General features: G+C 73.6%; 16 protein-coding genes. 3 read left to right on the top strand and 13 right to left on the bottom strand.

Annotated elements, in window-relative coordinates; translation table 11 throughout:
- The first annotated feature begins 184 nt into the window (after positions 1 to 184).
- The gene (locus tag ACFYON_RS05675) at positions 185 to 625 is read left to right on the top strand and encodes a hypothetical protein (protein WP_354868299.1); all 441 of its coding nucleotides are present in this window, start codon (positions 185 to 187) and stop codon (positions 623 to 625) included.
- A gap of 7 nt (positions 626 to 632) precedes the next feature.
- Here the strand turns inward: ACFYON_RS05675 and ACFYON_RS05670 are convergent, their stop codons facing one another.
- Genes ACFYON_RS05670 through ACFYON_RS05650 form a run of 5 tightly spaced genes read right to left on the bottom strand, consistent with a single transcriptional unit; the run spans position 633 to position 5,748 of the window.
- On the bottom strand, positions 633 to 1,343 hold the full coding sequence (locus ACFYON_RS05670) for a dipeptide/oligopeptide/nickel ABC transporter ATP-binding protein (RefSeq protein ID WP_355095984.1): 711 nt from the start codon (positions 1,341 to 1,343) through the stop codon (positions 633 to 635).
- A complete protein-coding gene (locus ACFYON_RS05665) occupies positions 1,340 to 2,308 on the bottom strand; it encodes an ABC transporter ATP-binding protein (protein WP_354868293.1) in 969 nt (322 codons plus the stop codon). The genes ACFYON_RS05670 and ACFYON_RS05665 overlap by 4 nt, the downstream gene beginning before the upstream one ends.
- A complete protein-coding gene (locus tag ACFYON_RS05660) occupies positions 2,305 to 3,171 on the bottom strand; it encodes an ABC transporter permease (protein ID WP_354868291.1) in 867 nt (288 codons plus the stop codon). The genes ACFYON_RS05665 and ACFYON_RS05660 overlap by 4 nt, the downstream gene beginning before the upstream one ends.
- A complete protein-coding gene (locus tag ACFYON_RS05655) occupies positions 3,164 to 4,156 on the bottom strand; it encodes an ABC transporter permease (protein ID WP_354868288.1) in 993 nt (330 codons plus the stop codon). The genes ACFYON_RS05660 and ACFYON_RS05655 overlap by 8 nt, the downstream gene beginning before the upstream one ends.
- Complete coding sequence (locus ACFYON_RS05650; protein WP_387320610.1) at positions 4,153 to 5,748, bottom strand: ABC transporter substrate-binding protein; 1,596 nt, start codon at positions 5,746 to 5,748, stop codon at positions 4,153 to 4,155. The genes ACFYON_RS05655 and ACFYON_RS05650 overlap by 4 nt, the downstream gene beginning before the upstream one ends.
- A gap of 210 nt (positions 5,749 to 5,958) precedes the next feature.
- On the opposite strand from ACFYON_RS05650, the gene ACFYON_RS05645 reads away from it, so the two are divergent.
- Entirely contained in the window at positions 5,959 to 7,227 is a 1,269-nt protein-coding gene (locus ACFYON_RS05645; RefSeq protein WP_354868282.1) for a PP2C family protein-serine/threonine phosphatase, read from the top strand.
- Here ACFYON_RS05645 and ACFYON_RS05640 read toward each other — a convergent pair.
- The gene (locus ACFYON_RS05640) at positions 7,207 to 7,560 is read right to left on the bottom strand and encodes an STAS domain-containing protein (protein ID WP_355014784.1); all 354 of its coding nucleotides are present in this window, start codon (positions 7,558 to 7,560) and stop codon (positions 7,207 to 7,209) included. The two genes, ACFYON_RS05645 and ACFYON_RS05640, sit on opposite strands and share 21 nt — an antisense overlap.
- Positions 7,561 to 7,814: 254 nt before the next feature.
- Between ACFYON_RS05640 and ACFYON_RS05635 the strand changes: the two genes are divergently transcribed.
- Positions 7,815 to 9,404 (top strand): DUF4139 domain-containing protein, encoded by a 1,590-nt coding sequence (locus ACFYON_RS05635; protein WP_357707166.1) that lies wholly within the window; start codon positions 7,815 to 7,817, stop codon positions 9,402 to 9,404.
- A gap of 47 nt (positions 9,405 to 9,451) precedes the next feature.
- Here the strand turns inward: ACFYON_RS05635 and ACFYON_RS05630 are convergent, their stop codons facing one another.
- From ACFYON_RS05630 to kdpB, 7 genes are all read right to left on the bottom strand, one after another.
- Positions 9,452 to 9,721, bottom strand: a complete 270-nt coding sequence (locus tag ACFYON_RS05630; protein WP_354868275.1) for a GlsB/YeaQ/YmgE family stress response membrane protein — start codon at positions 9,719 to 9,721, stop codon at positions 9,452 to 9,454.
- 109 nt (positions 9,722 to 9,830) lie between these two features.
- Complete coding sequence (locus tag ACFYON_RS05625; RefSeq protein WP_354868272.1) at positions 9,831 to 10,790, bottom strand: ion transporter; 960 nt, start codon at positions 10,788 to 10,790, stop codon at positions 9,831 to 9,833.
- 96 nt (positions 10,791 to 10,886) lie between these two features.
- Positions 10,887 to 11,987: a magnesium and cobalt transport protein CorA gene (locus tag ACFYON_RS05620; RefSeq protein WP_355096466.1), complete on the bottom strand. Its 1,101-nt coding sequence runs from the start codon at positions 11,985 to 11,987 to the stop codon at positions 10,887 to 10,889.
- Positions 11,988 to 12,045: 58 nt separating this feature from the next.
- Positions 12,046 to 12,726, bottom strand: a complete 681-nt coding sequence (locus tag ACFYON_RS05615; RefSeq protein ID WP_354868268.1) for a response regulator — start codon at positions 12,724 to 12,726, stop codon at positions 12,046 to 12,048.
- Positions 12,723 to 15,269, bottom strand: coding sequence for a DUF4118 domain-containing protein (locus tag ACFYON_RS05610; RefSeq protein WP_354868266.1), 2,547 nt, complete (start codon positions 15,267 to 15,269; stop codon positions 12,723 to 12,725). The genes ACFYON_RS05615 and ACFYON_RS05610 overlap by 4 nt, the downstream gene beginning before the upstream one ends.
- A gap of 70 nt (positions 15,270 to 15,339) precedes the next feature.
- Positions 15,340 to 16,221: a potassium-transporting ATPase subunit C gene (locus ACFYON_RS05605; protein WP_354868264.1), complete on the bottom strand. Its 882-nt coding sequence runs from the start codon at positions 16,219 to 16,221 to the stop codon at positions 15,340 to 15,342.
- The gene (gene kdpB / locus ACFYON_RS05600) at positions 16,221 to 18,395 is read right to left on the bottom strand and encodes a potassium-transporting ATPase subunit KdpB (protein ID WP_354868262.1); all 2,175 of its coding nucleotides are present in this window, start codon (positions 18,393 to 18,395) and stop codon (positions 16,221 to 16,223) included. The genes ACFYON_RS05605 and kdpB overlap by 1 nt, the downstream gene beginning before the upstream one ends.
- Between the last annotated feature and the right edge of the window lie 14 nt (positions 18,396 to 18,409).

Below are 18,409 nucleotides of genomic sequence, written 5' to 3'. Positions count from 1 at the left end.
CGGTTTCCACCGGCCCTAAACCGGGGGGGTGCTCCCCCCGCCCCCCCGGCGGCGGGGCGCGCGGGGCCCCCCCCCCCCCCGGCGCCCACGGCGTATGACACGGACACGTACGCCTCGGCGGCTGATCCCTCGCGGTGGCGGCCGGAGCTGCCGCCCTTCAACACGGCTGCTAGCTTGCGGAAGCATGGACGACTCCCCTCCCTCGTACCGGCCGAGTCCCGACGCGCTGCTCCTGTTCGGCACCGTCACCGCACTGTTCGGCTACCTGATGCCGTGGTTCCGCGCCACCCGTCGCCATCAGTGGTGGTACTCGGGCTGGTCCTACCTGGAGAACGAGGGCGGCTGGACCTGGCTGGTCGTGCTCTGCCTGGTGATCGCCATCCTGGCCAGCGTCTGGGCCGGCCGGAGCGTGGGGTCCGCCAAGCTCGCGGTCGGCGCGGCGGTGGCCGGGATGTTCCTCGCCGGTGCCGTGGTCGCGGTGAGCCTGGGCTCACTGCCCGAGCGCAGCAGCATCGACTGGGTCGGTGAACTGCCCTTCGGGCTGGGGATGCCGCTCATGGCGATCGGATTCGGGGCCGTCGTCGCCGCGGCGCTGGGCACCGTACGCCGCCCCGCAAAGGAGTGACGCGACGTCAGGCCGCCGGCAGGTCCACCACCCGGGCGGCCCAGCGGGCCATCAGCGCCGGATCGTGGGTGATGACCAGGACCCCGGCGGAGTGCCGGCGCTGGTAGTCGGTGACGACGGCGGCGAGGTGCGCCTGGGTGGAGGCGTCGAGCATCGCGGTGGCCTCGTCGCAGAGCAGATAGGCCGGCCGGTGGACCAGGGCGCGGGCGAGGCAGGCGCGCTGCAGTTGCCCGTCGCTCACCGCGTGCGGGCGGCGGGTCAGCAGGTCGGGGGTCAGTCCGACCAGGTCGGCCAGCTCCGCCGTACGGGCGGCCGCCCGCTCGCGCGGTGTGCCGGTGGCGCGTAGCGGCTCGGCGACGATGTCGGCGAGGCTGAGCCGCGGGTCGGTGGCGGCGCGCGGGCTCTGGAACAGGATCGCGACGCGGGTGCGCAGCGCCGCCGGCAAGCGGTGGCGGACACCGTCGAGCGGTTGCCCGTCGATCGTGACGTGCCCGCTGTCCGGGGCGTGCAGCAGGGCGAGGACGCGGGCGAGCGTGGACTTGCCGCTGCCCGAGGGGCCGCGCAGCCCGACCGTCTCGCCGGGGGCGATGTGCAGGTCGACCCGGTCGAGGACGCGCTGCCCGCCGTACGCGACGGAGACCTGGTGCGCGGCGAGCCCGGCGGCCGGCGCGGCGTCCGGGGCGGCGGCGTCGGTCGCGCCGGGAGCGGTGAGCGTCATGCCGGTACCTCCTCGCGCAGTGGGTGGTGGCAGGCGACGGAGCCCGCGCGGTCGACGGCGACGCGGGGCAGCGTCGCGCAGGTGTCGGTGGCGCGTGCGCAGCGCGGGGCGAAGGCGCAGCCGGCGGGCAGATCGGTGAGCGCGGGCGGGTGGCCGGGCACCGGGATGAAGGCGCGGTCGGGCAGCGCGTCGAGCAGACCGGCGGTGTACGGGTGGGCCGGGTCGTCGAACAGCGCCTCGGCCGGGCGGTGTTCGACGATGCGGCTGGCGTACATCACGGCGACGGTGTCCGCGACGCGGCGCGCGGCGGCCAGGTCGTGCGTGATGAGCAGGACGGCCGCGCCGGTGTCGCAGCGGCGGCGCAGCAGGTCCAGCGTGTGGTCGACGAGCGGCCGGTCGAGGCCGCTGGTGGGTTCGTCCGCCAGCAGCACCGGCGGGTCGGGTGCGAGGGCGAGCGCGGTGGCGAGCCGCTGGGCCATGCCGCCGGACAGCTCGTGCGGGTACCGGTTCAGGTCGGCCGGGTCGAGACCGACGTCGGTGGCGATCCGGTCGGCGGCGGCCGGCGCGTCGCGGCGGGCGTGTCCGTGCGCGCGCAGCGTCTCCTCCAGCAGCTTCCGCCCGGTACGCACGGGGGTGAGCGCGGTGGCGGGGCTCTGCGGGACCAGGCCGACGCCCCGGCCGCGTACGTGCCGGGCGAGGTGCCGCTCCCCCGCGCCGATCAGGTCGACCTCGTCGCGCCCCGGCGCGTGCAGGCGGGCCTGCCCGGTGACTGTGGCGTTGCGCGGCAGCAGGCCGAGCAGGGCGTGCGCGAGGACGGACTTGCCGCACCCGGACTCGCCGACCACCGCCAGCAGTTCGCCGGATCGCAGCGTGAGGCTCAGGTCGGTGACGGCGTGCACGAGCGCGTCGCGCAGCCGGAAGCGGACGGTCAGCCCGTCGACGGTCAGCAGCGCCGGCGCGGTCACAGGTGCAGCTCCGCTCGTACGCGCGGGTCGAGACGGTCACGCCAGCGGCCGGTGAGCACGGCGAGCGCCAGGGTCGCCACCACGAGCAGGAGACCGGGGACGATGCTGGCCCACCAGGCGCCGGTGAGCAGCGACCGCTGCCCGTCGTTGATCATGTTGCCGATCGAGGCGAGGTGCGGCGGCAGGCCGAGGCCGAGGAAGGACAACGCGGTCTCGTGCCAGACGGCGTGCGGCACCATGAGCGTGGTCGCCAGCGCCAGGCGGGGCAGCACGTGCGGCAGCAGGTGCCGGGTGAGCACCCGGACCCGCCCGGCTCCGCCGGAGATCGCGGCGTCCACGAACGGCCGGTTACGCAGGCTGAGCAGCTCGGAGCGGACGATCCGGGCGGTGGACAGCCAGTGCGTCAGCGCGATGGACGCGATCACCGCACCCAGGCCGGGACGCAGCATCGCCACCACGAAGATGCCCAGCAGCAGGTGCGGTAGCGCGGCGACGGTGTCCACGACGCGCATGAGCGCCCGGTCGACCCGGCCGCCGACGCTGCCGGCGACGGCGCCGACCAGGCCGCCGATGACGGCCGCGACGAGCGCGGCGACAGCGCCGACGAGCAGCGAGACGCGCAGGCCGTAGAGGCTGCGCACCGCTACGTCGCGGCCGAGGTCGTCGGTGCCGGCCAGGTTCTCCGGCGAGGGCGCGAGCCGGGTACGGGAGAGGTCGACGGCGCTCTGGTCCAGCGGCCACAGGACCGGGGCGAGCAACGCGGCGGCGACGACACCGGCGAGCACGACGACGGCGACTGCCGTGCCGGCGCTGCCCGGACGGCGCAGGCGCCGTACGCGCGCGGGGAGGGCGAGATCAGTCATCGAGGCGTACCCGGGGGTCGGCGGCGGCGTAGGCGAGGTCGGTGAGGAGGTTCGCGGTCAGCACCACGACGGCGGTGGCCAGGGTCGTCGCCGCGAGCAGCGGGAAGTCGGCGCCCAGCGCGGCCTCGACGGTGACCGCGCCGAGGCCGGGCAGGGAGAACACGGTCTCCACCAGGACCGCGCCGCCGACGAGTTCGGGCAGGTGCGTGCCGACCAGGGTGAGGAACGGCAGCAGCGCGGTACGCAGCGCGTGTCCGAACAGGACGACCCGGCCGGGCAGCCCTCGGGCGCGCGCGGCCAGGACGTGGTCGTCGCGCAGGCTCTCGGCGACCGCGTCGCGGACGAACAGCACGAACCACGGGGCCTGGGAGATCGCCAGCACTGTCACCGGCAGCACCAGGTGCCGGGCCACGTCGGCCGGGTCGGTGCCGGTGGCGGTGATGTCGGTGAGCCCGCCGGCGGGCAGCCAGCCGAGACTGAGGGCGAACACGGCGATCGCCGCGAGGCCGATCCAGAACACCGGCATGGACTGCACGGCGTACGCGACGGCGCGCAACGCCCTGTCGAACCAGCCACCGCGCCGGTACGCGGCCAGCGTCCCGAGCAGCACGCTCGCCACCAGCACCAGGGCGAGCGCGGTGCCGACGAGCAGCAGCGTCCAGCCGGCGCGGGCGGCCAGCACCGAGGTGACCGGCTCGTGCCGGCTCGTCGACCAGCCCAGGTCGCCGCGCAGCAGGTTGCCGATCCAGCGGGCGTACTGCACCGGCAGCGGGTCGTCGACACCCCAGTTGGCGCGGATCTGCGCGAGGTTCTCCTCGCTGGTGGTGAACGCCGCCGCGCCCGCGTACTGCTGGGCCGGGTCGATCGGGGAGGCGGCGCCGAGGGCGAACATGCCCATGCTGGTCGCGGCCAGCACCGGTACGGCGACCAGCAGCCGCCGCCGGACCACGGTGCCGGCCCCGGCCGGCCGCCGCCGTCCGGTCACGATTTCTTCGTCCAGGTGTGCACGTTCCACCAGATGCTGTTGGCGACGTCGTGCTCGTGCGGCTCGACCCGTGGCGTCACCCCCGACACGGAGTCCTTCACTACGTAGGTGTGCTGGAGGTAGGTGAGGAACACCCACGGCACGTCGGCGGCGAGCTGCTTCTGGAACGTGGCGTACGCGGCCTTGCGGGCGGCCGGGTCGGCGTCGTCCCGGCCCTTCCGCAACGCCGCGTCGGTGACCGTCGAGCGGTACGAGCCGGGGTTGAAGAACCCCTGCCCGGCGAAGGCCGAGCTGAACAGCTTGTAGGAGACGAAGTCCGGGTCGTACGGCGTGCCGTAGCCCATGATCAGCGCGTCGTTCCCCATCCGCGGGGTGATCGCGTCCCAGGTCAGGCCCTCCGGCGTGACGGTGATGCCGACCTTCTTCGCGTCGGCGGTGACGGCCAGGGCCAGTTCCTTGCGCAGGCTGTCGGTGGCCGGGTACATGATCGTGAACGCGGCCGGCCGCCCGTCCCTGACCCGGATGCCGTCCGGGCCGGGCTTCCACCCGGCGGCGTCCAGCGCCGCCGCCGCTCCGGCGATGTCGGCGGCCGGCTTGCCCGTGATCGACGGCTCGGCGTATTCCGAGGTGGGCGGCACCGGCCCGAACGCGGGCTCCCCGGCCTCGCCGAGCACACCGGTCACCATGGCCTGCCGGTCCACCGCGACGTTCAGCGCCCGCCGGATCGCGAGGTCGCCGGTGACCGGGTTGCCCATCGGCAGCATGACGCCGCGGTAGTCGGCGGTCGGCACCTTGTGCACCCGGTAGCCGTTGCGGCCCTCGAACCCGGACGCGAGCTTCGGCGCCAGCTCCGCCGCGTCGAACTCGCCGGCCCGCATCCGCTGGGCCCGCACGTTGTCGTCGGCGACGAATGCCACCACCACGCCCGAGTTCGCCGGCCTGCCGCCCCAGTACGTCTCGTTGGCCGCGAGCACGAGCCGGTCACCCGGCGTCCAGGACGTGACCCGGTACGGGCCGGTGCCGGCCGGCTTGCGGTTGAAGCCGGCCTTGTTGACGTCCTGCCCGGCGAACGCCTTCGCCGGGACGATCCCCAGCGCCAGCCGTTGCAGGAACGGCGCGTACGCGTACGTCAGCGTGAACACGACTGTCGCCGGGTCCGGCGCGGTGACGGAGACGAGCATGTCCAGATCGGAGCGCAGCGTCGAGTCGACAGTCGGGTCGAGCACCGCCTGGTAGGTGAACGCCACGTCCTGCGCGGTCAGCGGGCTGCCGTCGTGGAACAGCACTCCCTCGCGCAGCTTCGCGGTGACCGTCTTCCCGTCCGCAGAGACGGTGGGCAGCTCGCGGGCCAGGGCGGGCACCAGCTCGTTGCGGGCGTCCCGGGCGACCAACCCGTCGAAGATCAGTGAAGCGCCGTCGACGCCGTAGTTGAGCACCGGGTTGAGCGTGTCCGGCTCGCCCGCGGTGGCGACCACGAGCGTGCCGGCGTTGCCCGTGCCGCCCGGCGAGGCCGTCGGCGACGAGCAGCCCGCGGCGGCGAGCAGGGCGGCGGCGAGCGTCGCGGCCACGCGTACGGGCTTGGGTTTGATCACCACCGGCAACCCCTCGGACTCGTCCTCGGTAGCGGCCGGGCGGGCGCTCCGGCGAAGATCAGATCATCGCGTGCCCGAGCGCCCGCCCACTTCTGCCACTATTCGGCAGTTGCAAAGTCTATGCAATAGGGAACCGTCAACGGCTGAGACCCTCCGGGCCGGGCGCCCGCTCGTGAAGCGGCCGTGCGGCGCGATGAATATGCTCAGGGGGTGAAGGACAGCGAGCAGGCGGTGCTTGCCGGGATGTTGCAGTCGGCCGAGGACGCCGCCCCGGTGCAGGCGGTCCAGGCCGTCACCGGCGTCATCGCCACGGCGCTGAACGCGCTCGGCGTCTCGCTGCTGATCGCCGACCTCAGCGGCCGTGCGCTGGTCCGGCTGATCCACCAGCCGAACGGCGGCGGTAACGGCCGGCACCACGGCGAGGAGGACGCCGAGGTCCTCCCGTTTGACGGCGGGCCCTACGAACGCGCCCTGCGTCAGCAGGCCCCCGAGGTCATCGCCGGCGACGGCAGGTGGACCGTGCTGGCGCCGGTCACCGAGCGTGGTGAGGCGATCGGCCTGCTGGAGGTCGCCCTGCCCGACGAGCCGGACGGCGACGCGGTGAACTCGCTCGCCCGTACCGCGCACGCGCTGGCGTTCGTGGTCATCGCCAACCGCAGGCACACCGACCTGTTCGAGTGGGGACAGCGCACCACCCCGTTCAGCCTCTCCGCCGAGATCCAGCGCCGCCTGCTGCCCGCCTCGTTCACCTGCGAGGCCGGCGCCTTCGCGCTCTCCGGCTGGCTGGAACCCGCCGCGAGCGTCGGCGGCGACACCTTCGACTACAGCCTCGCCCGGGATCTGCTGCACCTCAGCGTCACCGACGCGATGGGCCACGGCGTGGCGAGCGCGCTCACCGCCACCCTCGGCGTGGGCAGCCTGCGCAACACCCGCCGGCGCGGCGCCGGCCTCGTCGCCCAGGCCGAGGAGGCCAACCAGGCCATCGCGGAGCACGCCAACGTACGCGGCACGTACGTCACAGCCGTGCTGGGCCGCGTCGACCTGACCACCGGCCGCTGTGAGCTGCTCAACGCCGGGCACGTCCCGCCGTTGCTGGTCCGGGACGGCCGGGTCGTGCCCGTGGAACTGCCCGGAAACTTCCCGCTCGGCATGTTCCCCGGCGAGAGCTACCGCAGCGGAGAACTGCCCCTGCTGCCCGGCGACCGGCTGGTGCTGGTCACCGACGGCATGCGGGACCGCAACGCCGCCGACGTCGACCTGCCCGCGGCCCTGCTCCACCTCGCCCACCTGCATCCCCGCGAGGCGGTGCGAGCGCTGTCCGACGCGGTGCTCGCAGCCGCCGGGCCGGTCCTGGACGACGACGCCACAATGCTCATCATCGACTGGTACGCCGGTCACGGGCCACGGAACACCACCGCCGGCACCGACAGCACCCGCGTCAGCACGGAGGAGGAGCGCTCAGCGCACCGCCGCCGATGAGCCGTCCTCGGCGTCCCGCACGGTGTCGAAGAGCGGGATGACGCGGTCCACCGACGTGATCGAGAAGACTTTGCGGATCGACTGGCGGACGACGGCCAGACCGAGCCAGCCGTCGCGCTCCCGCAGGTTCTTGTAGACGAGCACCAGTGCGCCCAGGCCGCTGGAGTCCACGAACCCGACCTGGGTCAGGTCGACGACCACCGTCCGCGCACCGGTCTCCACCACCTTGAGCAGCCGGTCACGCAGCTGCGGCGCGGTGGCCATGTCCAGATCACCGGCGACCTCGATCACCGGGCCGACACGCCCCTGCCGGGTCGTCACCGAGAAATCCACCGCTCCCCCTCAACCGCAAGCCCGTCGCTACCGACACCGTGCCAGAAATCGGCCCTGATCGCCTCCCGTGGGTTCACGTCGGCTCAGCGGCCTCCCCGCGAAGTGGCGGAGGACACCTCAGTGTCGATCGAGCCGGATCACGATCCGCGTCCCCGCTGCCGATCACCGAGCGCGAGCCGGCGACGCTCGCCGTCGACCAGCGGCTGCACCTTCGGCAGCCCCGTCGTGGGCGCGCCTGAACTACCCTCGCCGCGGTGGACACTGTGGAGATCGATGCGCCTGTCGTCGGCGTGACCGTCTACCCGGACCGCGCCCGGGTCACCCGCCGCGGCGGCGTCCGCCTGGCCGCCGGCGACCACCGGGTACGCGTCGCCCCGCTCCCGCTGGGCCTGCGCCGGGACTCGATCCGGGTGGGTGGCCGGGGCGCGGTGACGGTGCTCGGGGTGGACGTGGCCGCGTGGCGGCAGGCGCGCAGCACCGACGCCCAGGTCGTCGAGCTGGAACGGCGGCGCCGCGAACTCGCCGACGAGCTGACCGAGGTCGGTGACACCGACGCGATCGAGGAACAGCGCGGCGAGTTCCTCACCCGGCTGGCCGAGCGGGCCGGTGGCACGTACGCCCGGGCGCTGGCCGCGGGCGACGCGGCCCCGGCCGACGTGGTGGCCTTCACCGACTCGGTGTCCGGTCAGCTCGCCGAGTCCCGGGCCCGGCGGCGCGGGCTGGCCCGGCGCCGCACCGAGCTGGCGGAGGAGCTGGCCGCTGTCGACCGCGAGCTGGAGGCGGCGCGCGGCAAGCGGGCGCCGGACCGGCTGGCCGCCGAGGTGTCCGTCTCCGTCGACGCCGACGACACCGAGGTGGAGCTGGAGCTGAGCTATCTGGTCGACGGCGCCCGCTGGACGCCCTCCTACGACCTGCGGCTGGTCGACGACACCATGACGGTCACCTGGTTCGGGCTGGTCAGCCAGGGCACCGGGGAGGACTGGCCGGAGTGCGAGCTTCAGCTCTCCACCGCCCGCCCGGCGGCGACCAGCGGCGTACCGGAATTGTCGCCCTGGTATCTCGACCGGCTCCGGCCGCAGCCGCCGATGGCCGTGTCGGCCGCGTCGTTCGGCGGCGCGGTGCCGCCACCGGCTCCCGGCGCGGCGCCGGCGGGCCGTCCGGAGAGGGCGCGGTCCGCGGTGCCCCGGCCCGCCGTGCGGGAGAGCGTCGCCGAGGTCGAGCAGGGCGTGACGGCGGCGACCTACCGGCCCGCCCGGCCGGTGGCGGTGCCCGCAGACGGCGGCACGCACCGGGTCACCATCGCGGTGCTGGAGCTGCCGGCCCGGCTGGACCACGTGAGCGTGCCGGTGCGCGCCGCCGAGGCGCACCTGCGGGCCACGGTCCGCAACACGTCGGAGCACACGCTGCCACCCGGGCCGGCGTCGGTGTTCCACGGCGCGGACTTCGTGGCGGCGACGCAGCTGACGACCTGGGCACCGGGCGAGGAGACGGAGCTGGCGCTCGGGATCGACGACCGGCTGCGGGTGGAACGGAAGCTGGCCCGGCGCACCGAGAGCAGGGCCACGCTCGGGTCGACGCGGCGGCGGGAGGTGGAGTACCGGATCACGGTGGCCAACCACACGCCCCGGGCGGCCACCGTCGAGGTGCGTGATCAGCTGCCGGTGTCCCGGGACGAGTCGGTGGTGGTACGCGAGACCACGCTGACGCCGCCGCCCGCCGAGCGTACGGAGCTGGGCGAGCTGACCTGGCGGCTGTCGCTGCCACCGGGTGAGAGCGGGGAGATCGCGCTGGGCTTCCGGGTGGAGCTGGCCAAGGGGGTCGAGCTGACCGGCTGGCGGGAATGACGACGGGGCCGCTTCCGCGACGTGCGGAAGCGGCCCCGGCGCATGCCTCAGACGCGGCGACGACCGTACAGGCCGGCGAAGACGGCGACGCCGATGGCGGCGAAGGCCACCTGGAGCAGCAGCTCGATCCAGTCGATGCCAGCGGTGTCGTCGACGCCGAACGCGCCGGCGACCAGGGTGCCGACGAACGCGGCGACCACACCGATGAGCAGGGTCAGCCAGATCGGGATGTTCTGCTTGCCGGGCACCACCAGGCGCCCGAGCGCGCCGATGACGAGGCCGATGATGAGCGCGGTAAAGAAGCCCGTGATCTCCACGAGAGGCGTCCCTTCCCTCAGATGTGTTGGCGCCTCGGTGGTTGCCCCGATCAACCGCCCGGCCAAACGTGCGAGCGGCTTTCGTCACGAAACTGTCATGACCTGCCGGTCAGTGGTCCGCGGGCTGGCGGCGGCGCGGCGCGCCGGGCGGCTCCTCACGGTCGATGCGCAGTTCCCGCTCCAGCTCGGCGATGACCATGCGCAGGTCGTCCAGGCGCTGGCTGATCGCGATCCGGTCCACCTCGTCGGGGATCCCGTCGCCGTCGGAGTCGTAGTCCGGGGCCAGCCCTTCGGTCATCTCCAGGCGGCGCGCCTCCTCCATCGAGTTGACGATGACCGCGATGAGGATGTTCAGCAGCAGGTTGACAGCGATCATCACGAAGCTGACGTAGTAGAGCAGCGTCCACGGCGACACGGCCAGGCCCTGTTCCAGCAGGTCCGGCAGCGTCTCCAGGGACAGCAGCACGAACAGCGTGACGAGCGAGCGGCCGATGTCGCCGTACTGCTCGGGGTAGCGGTCACCGAAGATCAGCCAGCCGGCCATGCCGTACACGTAGAGCGTCACGGCGGCGAGCGCGAGGAAAGCCGCGACGCCGGGCAGGCTGCGCCACAGCGCCGCGACGATGGTCCGCAGGCCGGGAGAGAAGCGCACCAGCCGCAGGACGCGGGCGACCCGGATGAACCGCAGCACCGCCGAGTCGCCGCGCAGGCCCGGGATGAAGATGGCCGCGGTGACCAGCAGGTCGAAGACGTTCCAGCCGTGCCGGAAGAAGTCCTGCGGGCGGCGGCCGTACGCGAGCACCCGGATGGTGATCTCCATGACGAAGATCGCCCGGAACGTCCACTCCGTCCATCGCAGCACCGGCCCGGCGGCGCCGAGGTTCGGGTACGTCTCGATGCCCAGCACGACCCCGTTGGCCATGATGAGCACCACGATGGCCACCTCGAACGGCCGGGACGCGACCAGCCGGGCACAGTGGCCGGTCAGCCCACGCCTTCCGTCGCCGGTCCGGCGTCCGCCGCGCGGGGCCGGAACCGTGTCCCCGATCAGCGCTCCCCTCCCCCGCACAGGAGCCGGACGAGGCGCGAACGACAGGGGGTAGCCACCCGGACACTTTAGTGGATCACCGATGGCGAGCCGTCGCGGAGACGCGGCGGCCCGGGCTCACAGCCAGCCGCGGCGCTTGAACAGCAGGTAGAGCGCGCCGCAGACGGCGAGCATCAGGACGATCGCCAACAGGTAGCCGTACCGCCAGTCCAGCTCCGGCATGTGGGTGAAGTTCATCCCGTAGACGGTGCCGATCAGGGTCGGCGCGAACAGGATCGCCGCCCACGCGGAGACCCGCTTGATCTCCTCGTTCTGCTCGAAGCTCGCCGCGGTCAGGCTGCGCATCTCCTCGTTCTGCGCCTGCGAGACCAGTGTGGCGTTGACGGTCAGGATGTTCTGGAGCAGATGCCGGAACCCGTCCACCCGCTCCACCACCTGGGTCAGGTGGTCGGCCACGTCACGCAGCCGGCGGCGCAGCTCCTCGTCCGTGTCGTACCTGTCGAATCCGCCGGTGAGCTCGTCGACCACCTTCAGCAGCGGCCGGGCGGCCCGCTGGAACTGGATCACCTCGCGGCTCAGCTCGTAGATGCGGCGGCTGGCGTTCGGGTCACCGCCGAACACCTCGGTCTCGACCTCGTCGATGTCGTTCTCCAGACCGGCCACCACCGGCGCGTAGCCGTCCACCACCCGGTCCAGCACGGCGTAGAGCACGGCTTCCGGGCCGAGCGCGAGCACCTCCGGTTCGGCCTCCAGCCGCCGCCGTACGCCGGCCAGGTCGGGCGTGCCGCCGTGCCGCACGGTGATCACGAAACCGGGGCCGAGGAAGAGATGCAGCTCGGCGAACTCGACCGCGTCCCGCGCGTCCAGGTAGCGGGCGGCGCGTAGCACCACGAACAGGGTGTCGCCGTAGCGTTCCAGCTTGGGACGCTGGTGGGCGTTGATCGCGTCCTCGACGGCCAGGTCGGGGAGCTGGAACTCGGCGGCGAGCGAGGCCAGCTCCTCCCGGCCCGGCCGGCGCAGCCCGATCCAGGCCATCGCGTCGTCGAGCCCTTGCAGGCAGCGGAACGTGTCGGCGAGGCTGACCGGTGACGCCCGGCGTACGCCGCCGACGTAGACGCCGCTGTCGACCAGCCCGTCGGGTCGCTTCGGTTCGGCCGCGCCGGCGTCGATGGCGTGCTCGTCCAGGCGCCGGCCGAACCCCTCCGAGTTGTCCGCCATGCCCCACCCCCGCCGACCGACCGGCTCGCCGAATCCCCCGCAGGCACCCGCGCAAACGTCAGGGGCGGTAGCGGTAGCCCATGCCCGGCTCGGTGATCAGGTGCCGGGGCCGGGCCGGGTCGTCCTCCAGCTTGCGCCGCAGCTGGGCCATGTACTGCCGCAGGTAGTTCGTCTCGTGGTGGTACTCCGGCCCCCACACGTCGTGCAGCAACTGGCGCTGGCTGACCAGCTTGCCCGGGTTGCGCAGCAGCTTCTCCAGCATGGCCCACTGGGTGGGGGTGAGCTTGACCTCGACGCCGTCGTCCCGGGTGACGGTCCGGTCGGCCAGGTCGACGGTGTTGCGGCCGATCCGCAGCGCGGGCACGCCGGGCGCGGCGGGGGCGAGCCGCCGGGTCACCGCGCGGATGCGGGCCAGCAGTTCGTCCACGCCGAACGGCTTTGTCACGTAGTCGTCGGCGCCCGCGTCGAGCGCGGCCACCTTGTCCTCGCTGCCGGCCCGGCCGGAGAGCACGATGATCGGCACGCCCGTCCAGCCGCGCAGGCCCCGGATGACCTCGGTGCCGTCCAGGTCGGGCAGGCCGAGGTCGAGCACCACCAGATCCGGCGGGTGCCCGGCGGCGGCCTTGAGCGCTGCGGAGCCGCTGTCGGCCACCTGGACGTCGTAGCCGCGGGCGCGCAGGTTGATCCGCAGGGCGCGCAGGATCTGCGGCTCGTCGTCGACGACCAGGATCCGGGTCATTGCTGCGGCCCTTCGATCTGTGCGGCGGCCGGCAGCCGCAGCACCATGGTGAGCCCGCCGCCGGGCGTGCTCTCCGGGGTGATGCTGCCACCCATCGCCTCGGCGAGCCCTCGGGACAGCGCCAGGCCGAGGCCCACCCCGGTCTGGTTGTCCCGATCGCCGAGGCGCTGGAACGGCAGGAACACGTGCTCCCACTGGTCCTCCGGGATGCCCGGACCGGTGTCGATCACCCGCAGCTCGACCTGCCCGGCGTGCGCGCTGCCGGTGATCGTCGGCGGCCGGCCGGGCGGGCCGTGCCGCAACGCGTTCGCCACGATGTTCACCAGCACCCGCTCCAGCAGGCCCGGGTCGGCCAGCGCCGCCGGCAGGTCGGCCGGAATGTCGGTGGTCACCTCGGCCGCCGCCGCACCCAGTTCGTCCAGCGCCCGGGGTACGGCGTCCTCCAACCCGATCGCGGTGGCGCGCACGCCCAGCGCGCCGGCCTGCAACCGGCTCATGTCGAGCAGGTTCGCCACCAGCCGGCCCAGCCGGTCCAGCGACTCGTCGGCGGTGGCGAGCAGTTCCTCCCGGTCGTCGGCGTCGAACTCGACGTCGTGGCTGCGCAGGCTGCTCACCGCCGCCTTGGCCGACGCCAGCGGCGTACGCAGGTCGTGACTGACCGCCGCGAGCAGCGCGGTGCGCATCCGGTCGGCGGCGGCCAGCGGGCGGGCGGTGGCCGCCTCCTCGGCCAGCCGTTCCTGGCGCAGCGCGACGGCGGCCTGCGCGGCGAACGCCTCGACCACCCGGCGGTCCGCCGCCTCCAGCCGCCGCCCGGCGAGCACCACGCTGAGCCGGTCGTCGACAGGCACCACCGTCTCGCCCGCGCCCGGGCTGCCCGGCGGACGCTCGCCGACGCTCGCCACCACCCGCCAGGCGCCCGCCTCCCGGGAGCGGGCCGGGCGCCCGCCGGCCTCGTCGGCCGGCTCCAGCACGCTCACCGCGCGCAACCCGAACGTCTCCCGCAGCCGGTCCAGCAACGCGGGCAGCGGTCGCTCGCCGCGCAGCACGCTGCCCGCGACGGTGGCCAGCGTCTGCGCGTCGGCGGAGGCCCGGGCCGCCTCCCGGGTACGCCGGGCCGCCACGTCGACCACCCAGCTCACCGCGATGGCGACGCCGACGAACACACCCAGGGCGAGCAGGTTGTCCGCCTCGGCGATGGTGAGCGTCCGGTACGGCGGGGTGAAGAACCAGTTGAGCAGCAGCGAGCCGCCGAGCGCGGCGACCAGCGCGGGCCACAGCCCGCCGACCAGCGCCACACCCACCACACCGGCGAGGAACAGCAGGATGTCGTTGGTGAGGGTGAGGTCGGGCAGCGTCCGCAGCACGAGCGTGAGCAGGGGCATGCCGAGCACCGCGAGCGCGTACCCGATCAGCCGCCGGCGCCGGGACAGCGCCGCGGGCACCGCCGTGCCCCGGCGCCCGCGCCCCGCCTGCGGGTGGGTGACCAGGTGCACGTCGATCGGGCCGGACAACGCTGTGGTGGTCACCCCGACGCCCCGGGCGAACACCTGCGCGAACCGGCCCCGGCGGCTCGCGCCGAGCACGAGCTGGGTGGCGTTGACGCCACGGGCGAAGTCGAGCAGCGCCGCCGCGATGTCGGTGCCGAGCACCTGGTGGTACGTGCCGCCGAGGCTCTCCACCAGCACCCGCTGCCGGGCCAGCTGGGACGGGTCGGCGCCGGCCAGCCCGTCGCTGCGGGCCACGTGCACGGCGAGCAGGTCGGCGCCCTTGCTGCGGGCGGCGATCCGGGCGGCCCGGCGGATCAGCGTCTCGCCCTCCGGGCCGCCGGTCAGCGCCACCACCACCCGTTCCCGCGCCTCCCAGGTGTCGGAGATGCCCTGCTGGGCCCGGTACGCGTCGAGCTGCTCGTCGACCTTGTCGGCCAGCCACAGCAGCGCCAGCTCGCGCAGCGCGGTCAGGTTGCCGACCCGGAAGTAGTTGCCCAGCGCGGCGTCGATCTTGTCGGGCCGGTAGATGTTGCCGTGCGCCATCCGGCGGCGCAGCGCCTCCGGCGTCATGTCCACCAGCTCGACCTGCTCGGCGGCCCGCACCACCTGGTCCGGCACCGTCTCCCGCTGGGTGGTGCCGGTGATCTGCGCGACCACGTCGTTCAGCGACTCCAGGTGCTGCACGTTGACGGTGGAGAGCACGCTGATCCCGGCGTCGAGCAACTCCCGCACGTCCTGCCAGCGCTTCTCGTGGCGCGAGCCGGGCACGTTGGTGTGGGCCAGCTCGTCCACCACCACGACCTCGGGCCGCCGGGCCAGCACCGCGTCCAGGTCCATCTCGATGAACTCGACGCCCCGGTAGGTCATCGACCGGCGCGGCACCGTCTCCAGGTCACCGATCATCTCGGCGGTGTGCCGGCGGCCGTGCGTCTCGACCAGGCCGATCACCACGTCGGTGCCGCGCTCGGCCCGGCGCCGGGCCTCCTGCAGCATGGCGTACGTCTTGCCGACGCCCGGGGCGGCGCCGAGGTAGATCCGCAGTTCACCCCTGCCCACAGCGTCCATCCTCCCTGACCGGCCCGCGGCGGCCCCGGCTGTTCCCGGTGCCGCCGCGGTAGCTGACGCGTCAGCGCGCCGGGAACGCCTCGTCCAGCGCGAGGTTGAGTTCCAGCACGTTCACGCCGGGCTCGCCCATGAAGCCGAGCGCCCGGCCGGTGGTGTGCTCCTCGACCAGCCGCCGCACCGCCGCCGGGTCCGCGCCGCGCTCCCGTGCCACCCGGGCCACCTGGATCCGCGCGTACGCCGGGGAGATGTGCGGGTCGAGGCCGCTGCCACTGGCGGTGACCGCGTCGGCCGGCACGGCTGGGCGGACCGGGGCGTCCCCGCGTACCGGTGTGACGATGCCGCCCTCGGCCACGTAGTCGTGGCCGGGCCGGGCCGCCTCCACCGGTACGCCCTGCCAGGTGGTGACGAACGGCGTGGCGGGCGCGGCCTGGTTGACGCTCACCACGCGGGTGATCCGGCCGGTGAGGCCGTCGGCGCGGAACACGGCGAGCACCGCGCCCACCCCGTCCGCTGTGCAGTACGGGCGCCGCCCGTCCACTCCGTCCAGTTCGCCGACCGCCTTGCTGCGGGCGCAGACCTGGGTGAGCAGGCTCTGCGCCGAGGTCTCCGGGTCGCCGGTGAGCGTGTCCACCACGCTCTCCGGGCCGAGGTTGCCGGCGGCGGTGGCGGTCGGGTCGTAGCCGTCCCCGGCGGCCGACGGGCGCGACTGGAAGTAGCGCGGGACCGGGTTGCCGTCCGCGTCGGTGAACGACTGGCCGATCAGCGAGCTGCCGACGGTCCGGCCGCCGGCGGTGAGCGGCGAGCCGTCCGCCCTGCCGTCGAGTCCGGGGAGCCGGCCCACGGCGACCAGGGCGAGCGGGTAGACGAGGCCGAGCAGCACGGTGAAGACGAGCACCGCGCGCAGGGCGGCCAGGTGCTGGGAGAGCCAACTGGGAAGGCGCATCACGAGATCCCCGGGACGAACTGGACGAGCAGGTCGATGAGCTTGATGCCGACGAACGGCACCACGATGCCGCCGAGGCCGTAGCGCAGGAGGTTGCGGCGCAGCAGCGTGGGGGCGCTGGCCGGGCGGTAGCGCACGCCGCGCAGCGCCAGCGGGATCAACGCCACGATGACCACCGCGTTGAACACGACGGCGGAGAGGATCGCCGACTCAGGGCTGGCCAGGCGCATGATGTTCAGCCGGTCCAGCGACGGGTAGATGCCGGCGAACATGGCCGGGATGATCGCGAAGTACTTCGCGATGTCGTTGGCGATGCTGAACGTCGTCAGCGCACCCCGGGTGATCAGCAGTTGCTTGCCGATCTCCACGATCTCGATCAGCTTGGTCGGGTCGGAGTCGAGGTCGACCATGTTGCCGGCCTCCTTCGCGGCCGACGTGCCGGTGTTCATGGCCACGCCCACGTCCGCCTGGGCCAGCGCGGGCGCGTCGTTGGTGCCGTCACCGGTCATCGCGACGAGCCGGCCGCCCTCCTGTTCCTTCTTGATCAGCGCGAGCTTGTCCTCCGGCGTGGCCTCGGCGAGGAAGTCGTCCACGCCCACCTCGTCGGCGATCGCCTTCGCGGTACGCGGATTGTCACCGGTGATCATCACGGTGCGGATGCCCATCCGGCGCATCTCGTCGAAGCGCTCCCGCATCCCGGCCTTCACCACGTCCTTGAGGTGGATGACGCCGAGCGCCCGGGCCGGCTCCCCGGCTACGTGCTCGGCCACCACCAGTGGCGTGCCCCCGGTGCCGCTGATCGCGTCGACCAGTTCACCGACCTGTTCGGTCGGGCGGCCGCCGTTCTCGCGTACCCACTTCATCACCGCGGCGGCGGCGCCCTTGCGGACGTGCCGGACGCCGCCGTCGGCGTCCAGGTCGACGCCGCTCATCCGGGTCTGCGCGGTGAACGGCACGAACGTGGCGTGCGGGATGAGGCCGGGCTCGCGCTCGCGCAGCCCGTACTCGTTCTTGGCGAGCACCACCACCGAACGGCCCTCGGGGGTCTCGTCGGCCAGGCTGGACAGTTGCGCCGCGTCGGCGAGCGTGGCCGCGTCCACGCCGATCACCGGCAGGAAATCGGCGGCCTGCCGGTTGCCGAGCGTGATCGTGCCGGTCTTGTCCAGCAGCAGCGTGTCGACGTCGCCGGCCGCCTCGACCGCCCGGCCGCTCATCGCCAGCACGTTGCGCTGCACGAGCCGGTCCATGCCGGCGATGCCGATCGCGGACAGCAGCGCGCCGATGGTGGTCGGAATGAGACAGACCAGCAGCGACACGAGTACGACGCCGGTGACGCCGGAGTCGGTGATCGCCGCGGTGTCCGGCGCGGCGGCCTGGTAGCCCTTGGCGAAGATCGCCATGGGCTGGAGCGTGACGACGGCGAGCAGGAAGATGATCGTCAGCGCGGCCAGCAGGATGTTGAGGGCGATCTCGTTCGGCGTCTTCTGCCGGTTGGCGCCCTCCACCAGCGCGATCATCCGGTCGATGAAGCTCTCGCCCGGCTTCTGGGTGATCCGGACGACGATCCGGTCGGAGAGCACCCGGGTGCCGCCGGTGACCGCGCTGCGGTCGCCGCCGGACTCCCGGATCACCGGGGCGGACTCGCCGGTGATCGCCGACTCGTCCACGCTGGCGATGCCCTCGACCACGTCGCCGTCGCCCGGGATGAACTGCCCCGCCTCGACCAGGACGACGTCGCCCCTGCGCAGTTGCAGCGCGGGCACCGCCTCGTCGCGGTACGCGTTCGCGGCGGCGCCCGGCGTCCAGCCGACCAGGCGGGTGGCGACGGTGTCCTGCTTGGCCCGGCGCAGCGTGTCGGCCTGCGCCTTGCCGCGCCCCTCGGCGACCGCCTCGGCCAGGTTCGCGAAGAGCACGGTGAGCCAGAGCCAGACGGTGATCGCGACCGCGAAGACCGACGGCTCGGCCACCGTCAGCACAGTGGTGAACAGCGCGCCGATCTCCACGATCAGCATCACGGGATTGCGCCAGAGCGTGCGCGGGTCGAGCTTGCGCAGCGCGTCCGGCAGCGACGCGAGCAACTGGGCGGGGTCGAGCAGGCCGCCGCCGACCCGGTTCTCCCGGCGGTCCGGTGTGCCGGACACCGGTACCTCGGCGGTCTGGAGAGGTGCGGTCATGTCCTTGTCTCTCA

The organism is Micromonospora sp. NPDC005686 (assembly GCF_042871665.1).
Taxonomy (GTDB): Bacteria; Actinomycetota; Actinomycetes; order Mycobacteriales; family Micromonosporaceae; genus Micromonospora.
The sequence above is the reverse complement of the archived record's forward strand: the minus strand, read 5'-3'. Positions and strand labels throughout refer to the sequence as shown.

Bases quoted from the DNA above. Each gene is read 5' to 3' on its own strand.
- ACFYON_RS05660 (WP_354868291.1), bottom strand. From the start codon at position 3,171: ATGACTGATCTCGCCCTCCCCGCGCGCGTACGGCGCCTGCGCCGTCCG.
- ACFYON_RS05620 (WP_355096466.1), bottom strand. From the start codon at position 11,987: ATGGCGGACAACTCGGAGGGGTTCGGCCGGCGCCTGGACGAGCACGCC.
- ACFYON_RS05670 (WP_355095984.1), bottom strand. From the start codon at position 1,343: ATGACGCTCACCGCTCCCGGCGCGACCGACGCCGCCGCCCCGGACGCC.
- kdpB (WP_354868262.1), bottom strand. From the start codon at position 18,395: ATGACCGCACCTCTCCAGACCGCCGAGGTACCGGTGTCCGGCACACCG.
- ACFYON_RS05615 (WP_354868268.1), bottom strand. From the start codon at position 12,726: ATGACCCGGATCCTGGTCGTCGACGACGAGCCGCAGATCCTGCGCGCC.
- ACFYON_RS05605 (WP_354868264.1), bottom strand. From the start codon at position 16,221: ATGCGCCTTCCCAGTTGGCTCTCCCAGCACCTGGCCGCCCTGCGCGCG.
- ACFYON_RS05675 (WP_354868299.1), top strand. From the start codon at position 185: ATGGACGACTCCCCTCCCTCGTACCGGCCGAGTCCCGACGCGCTGCTC.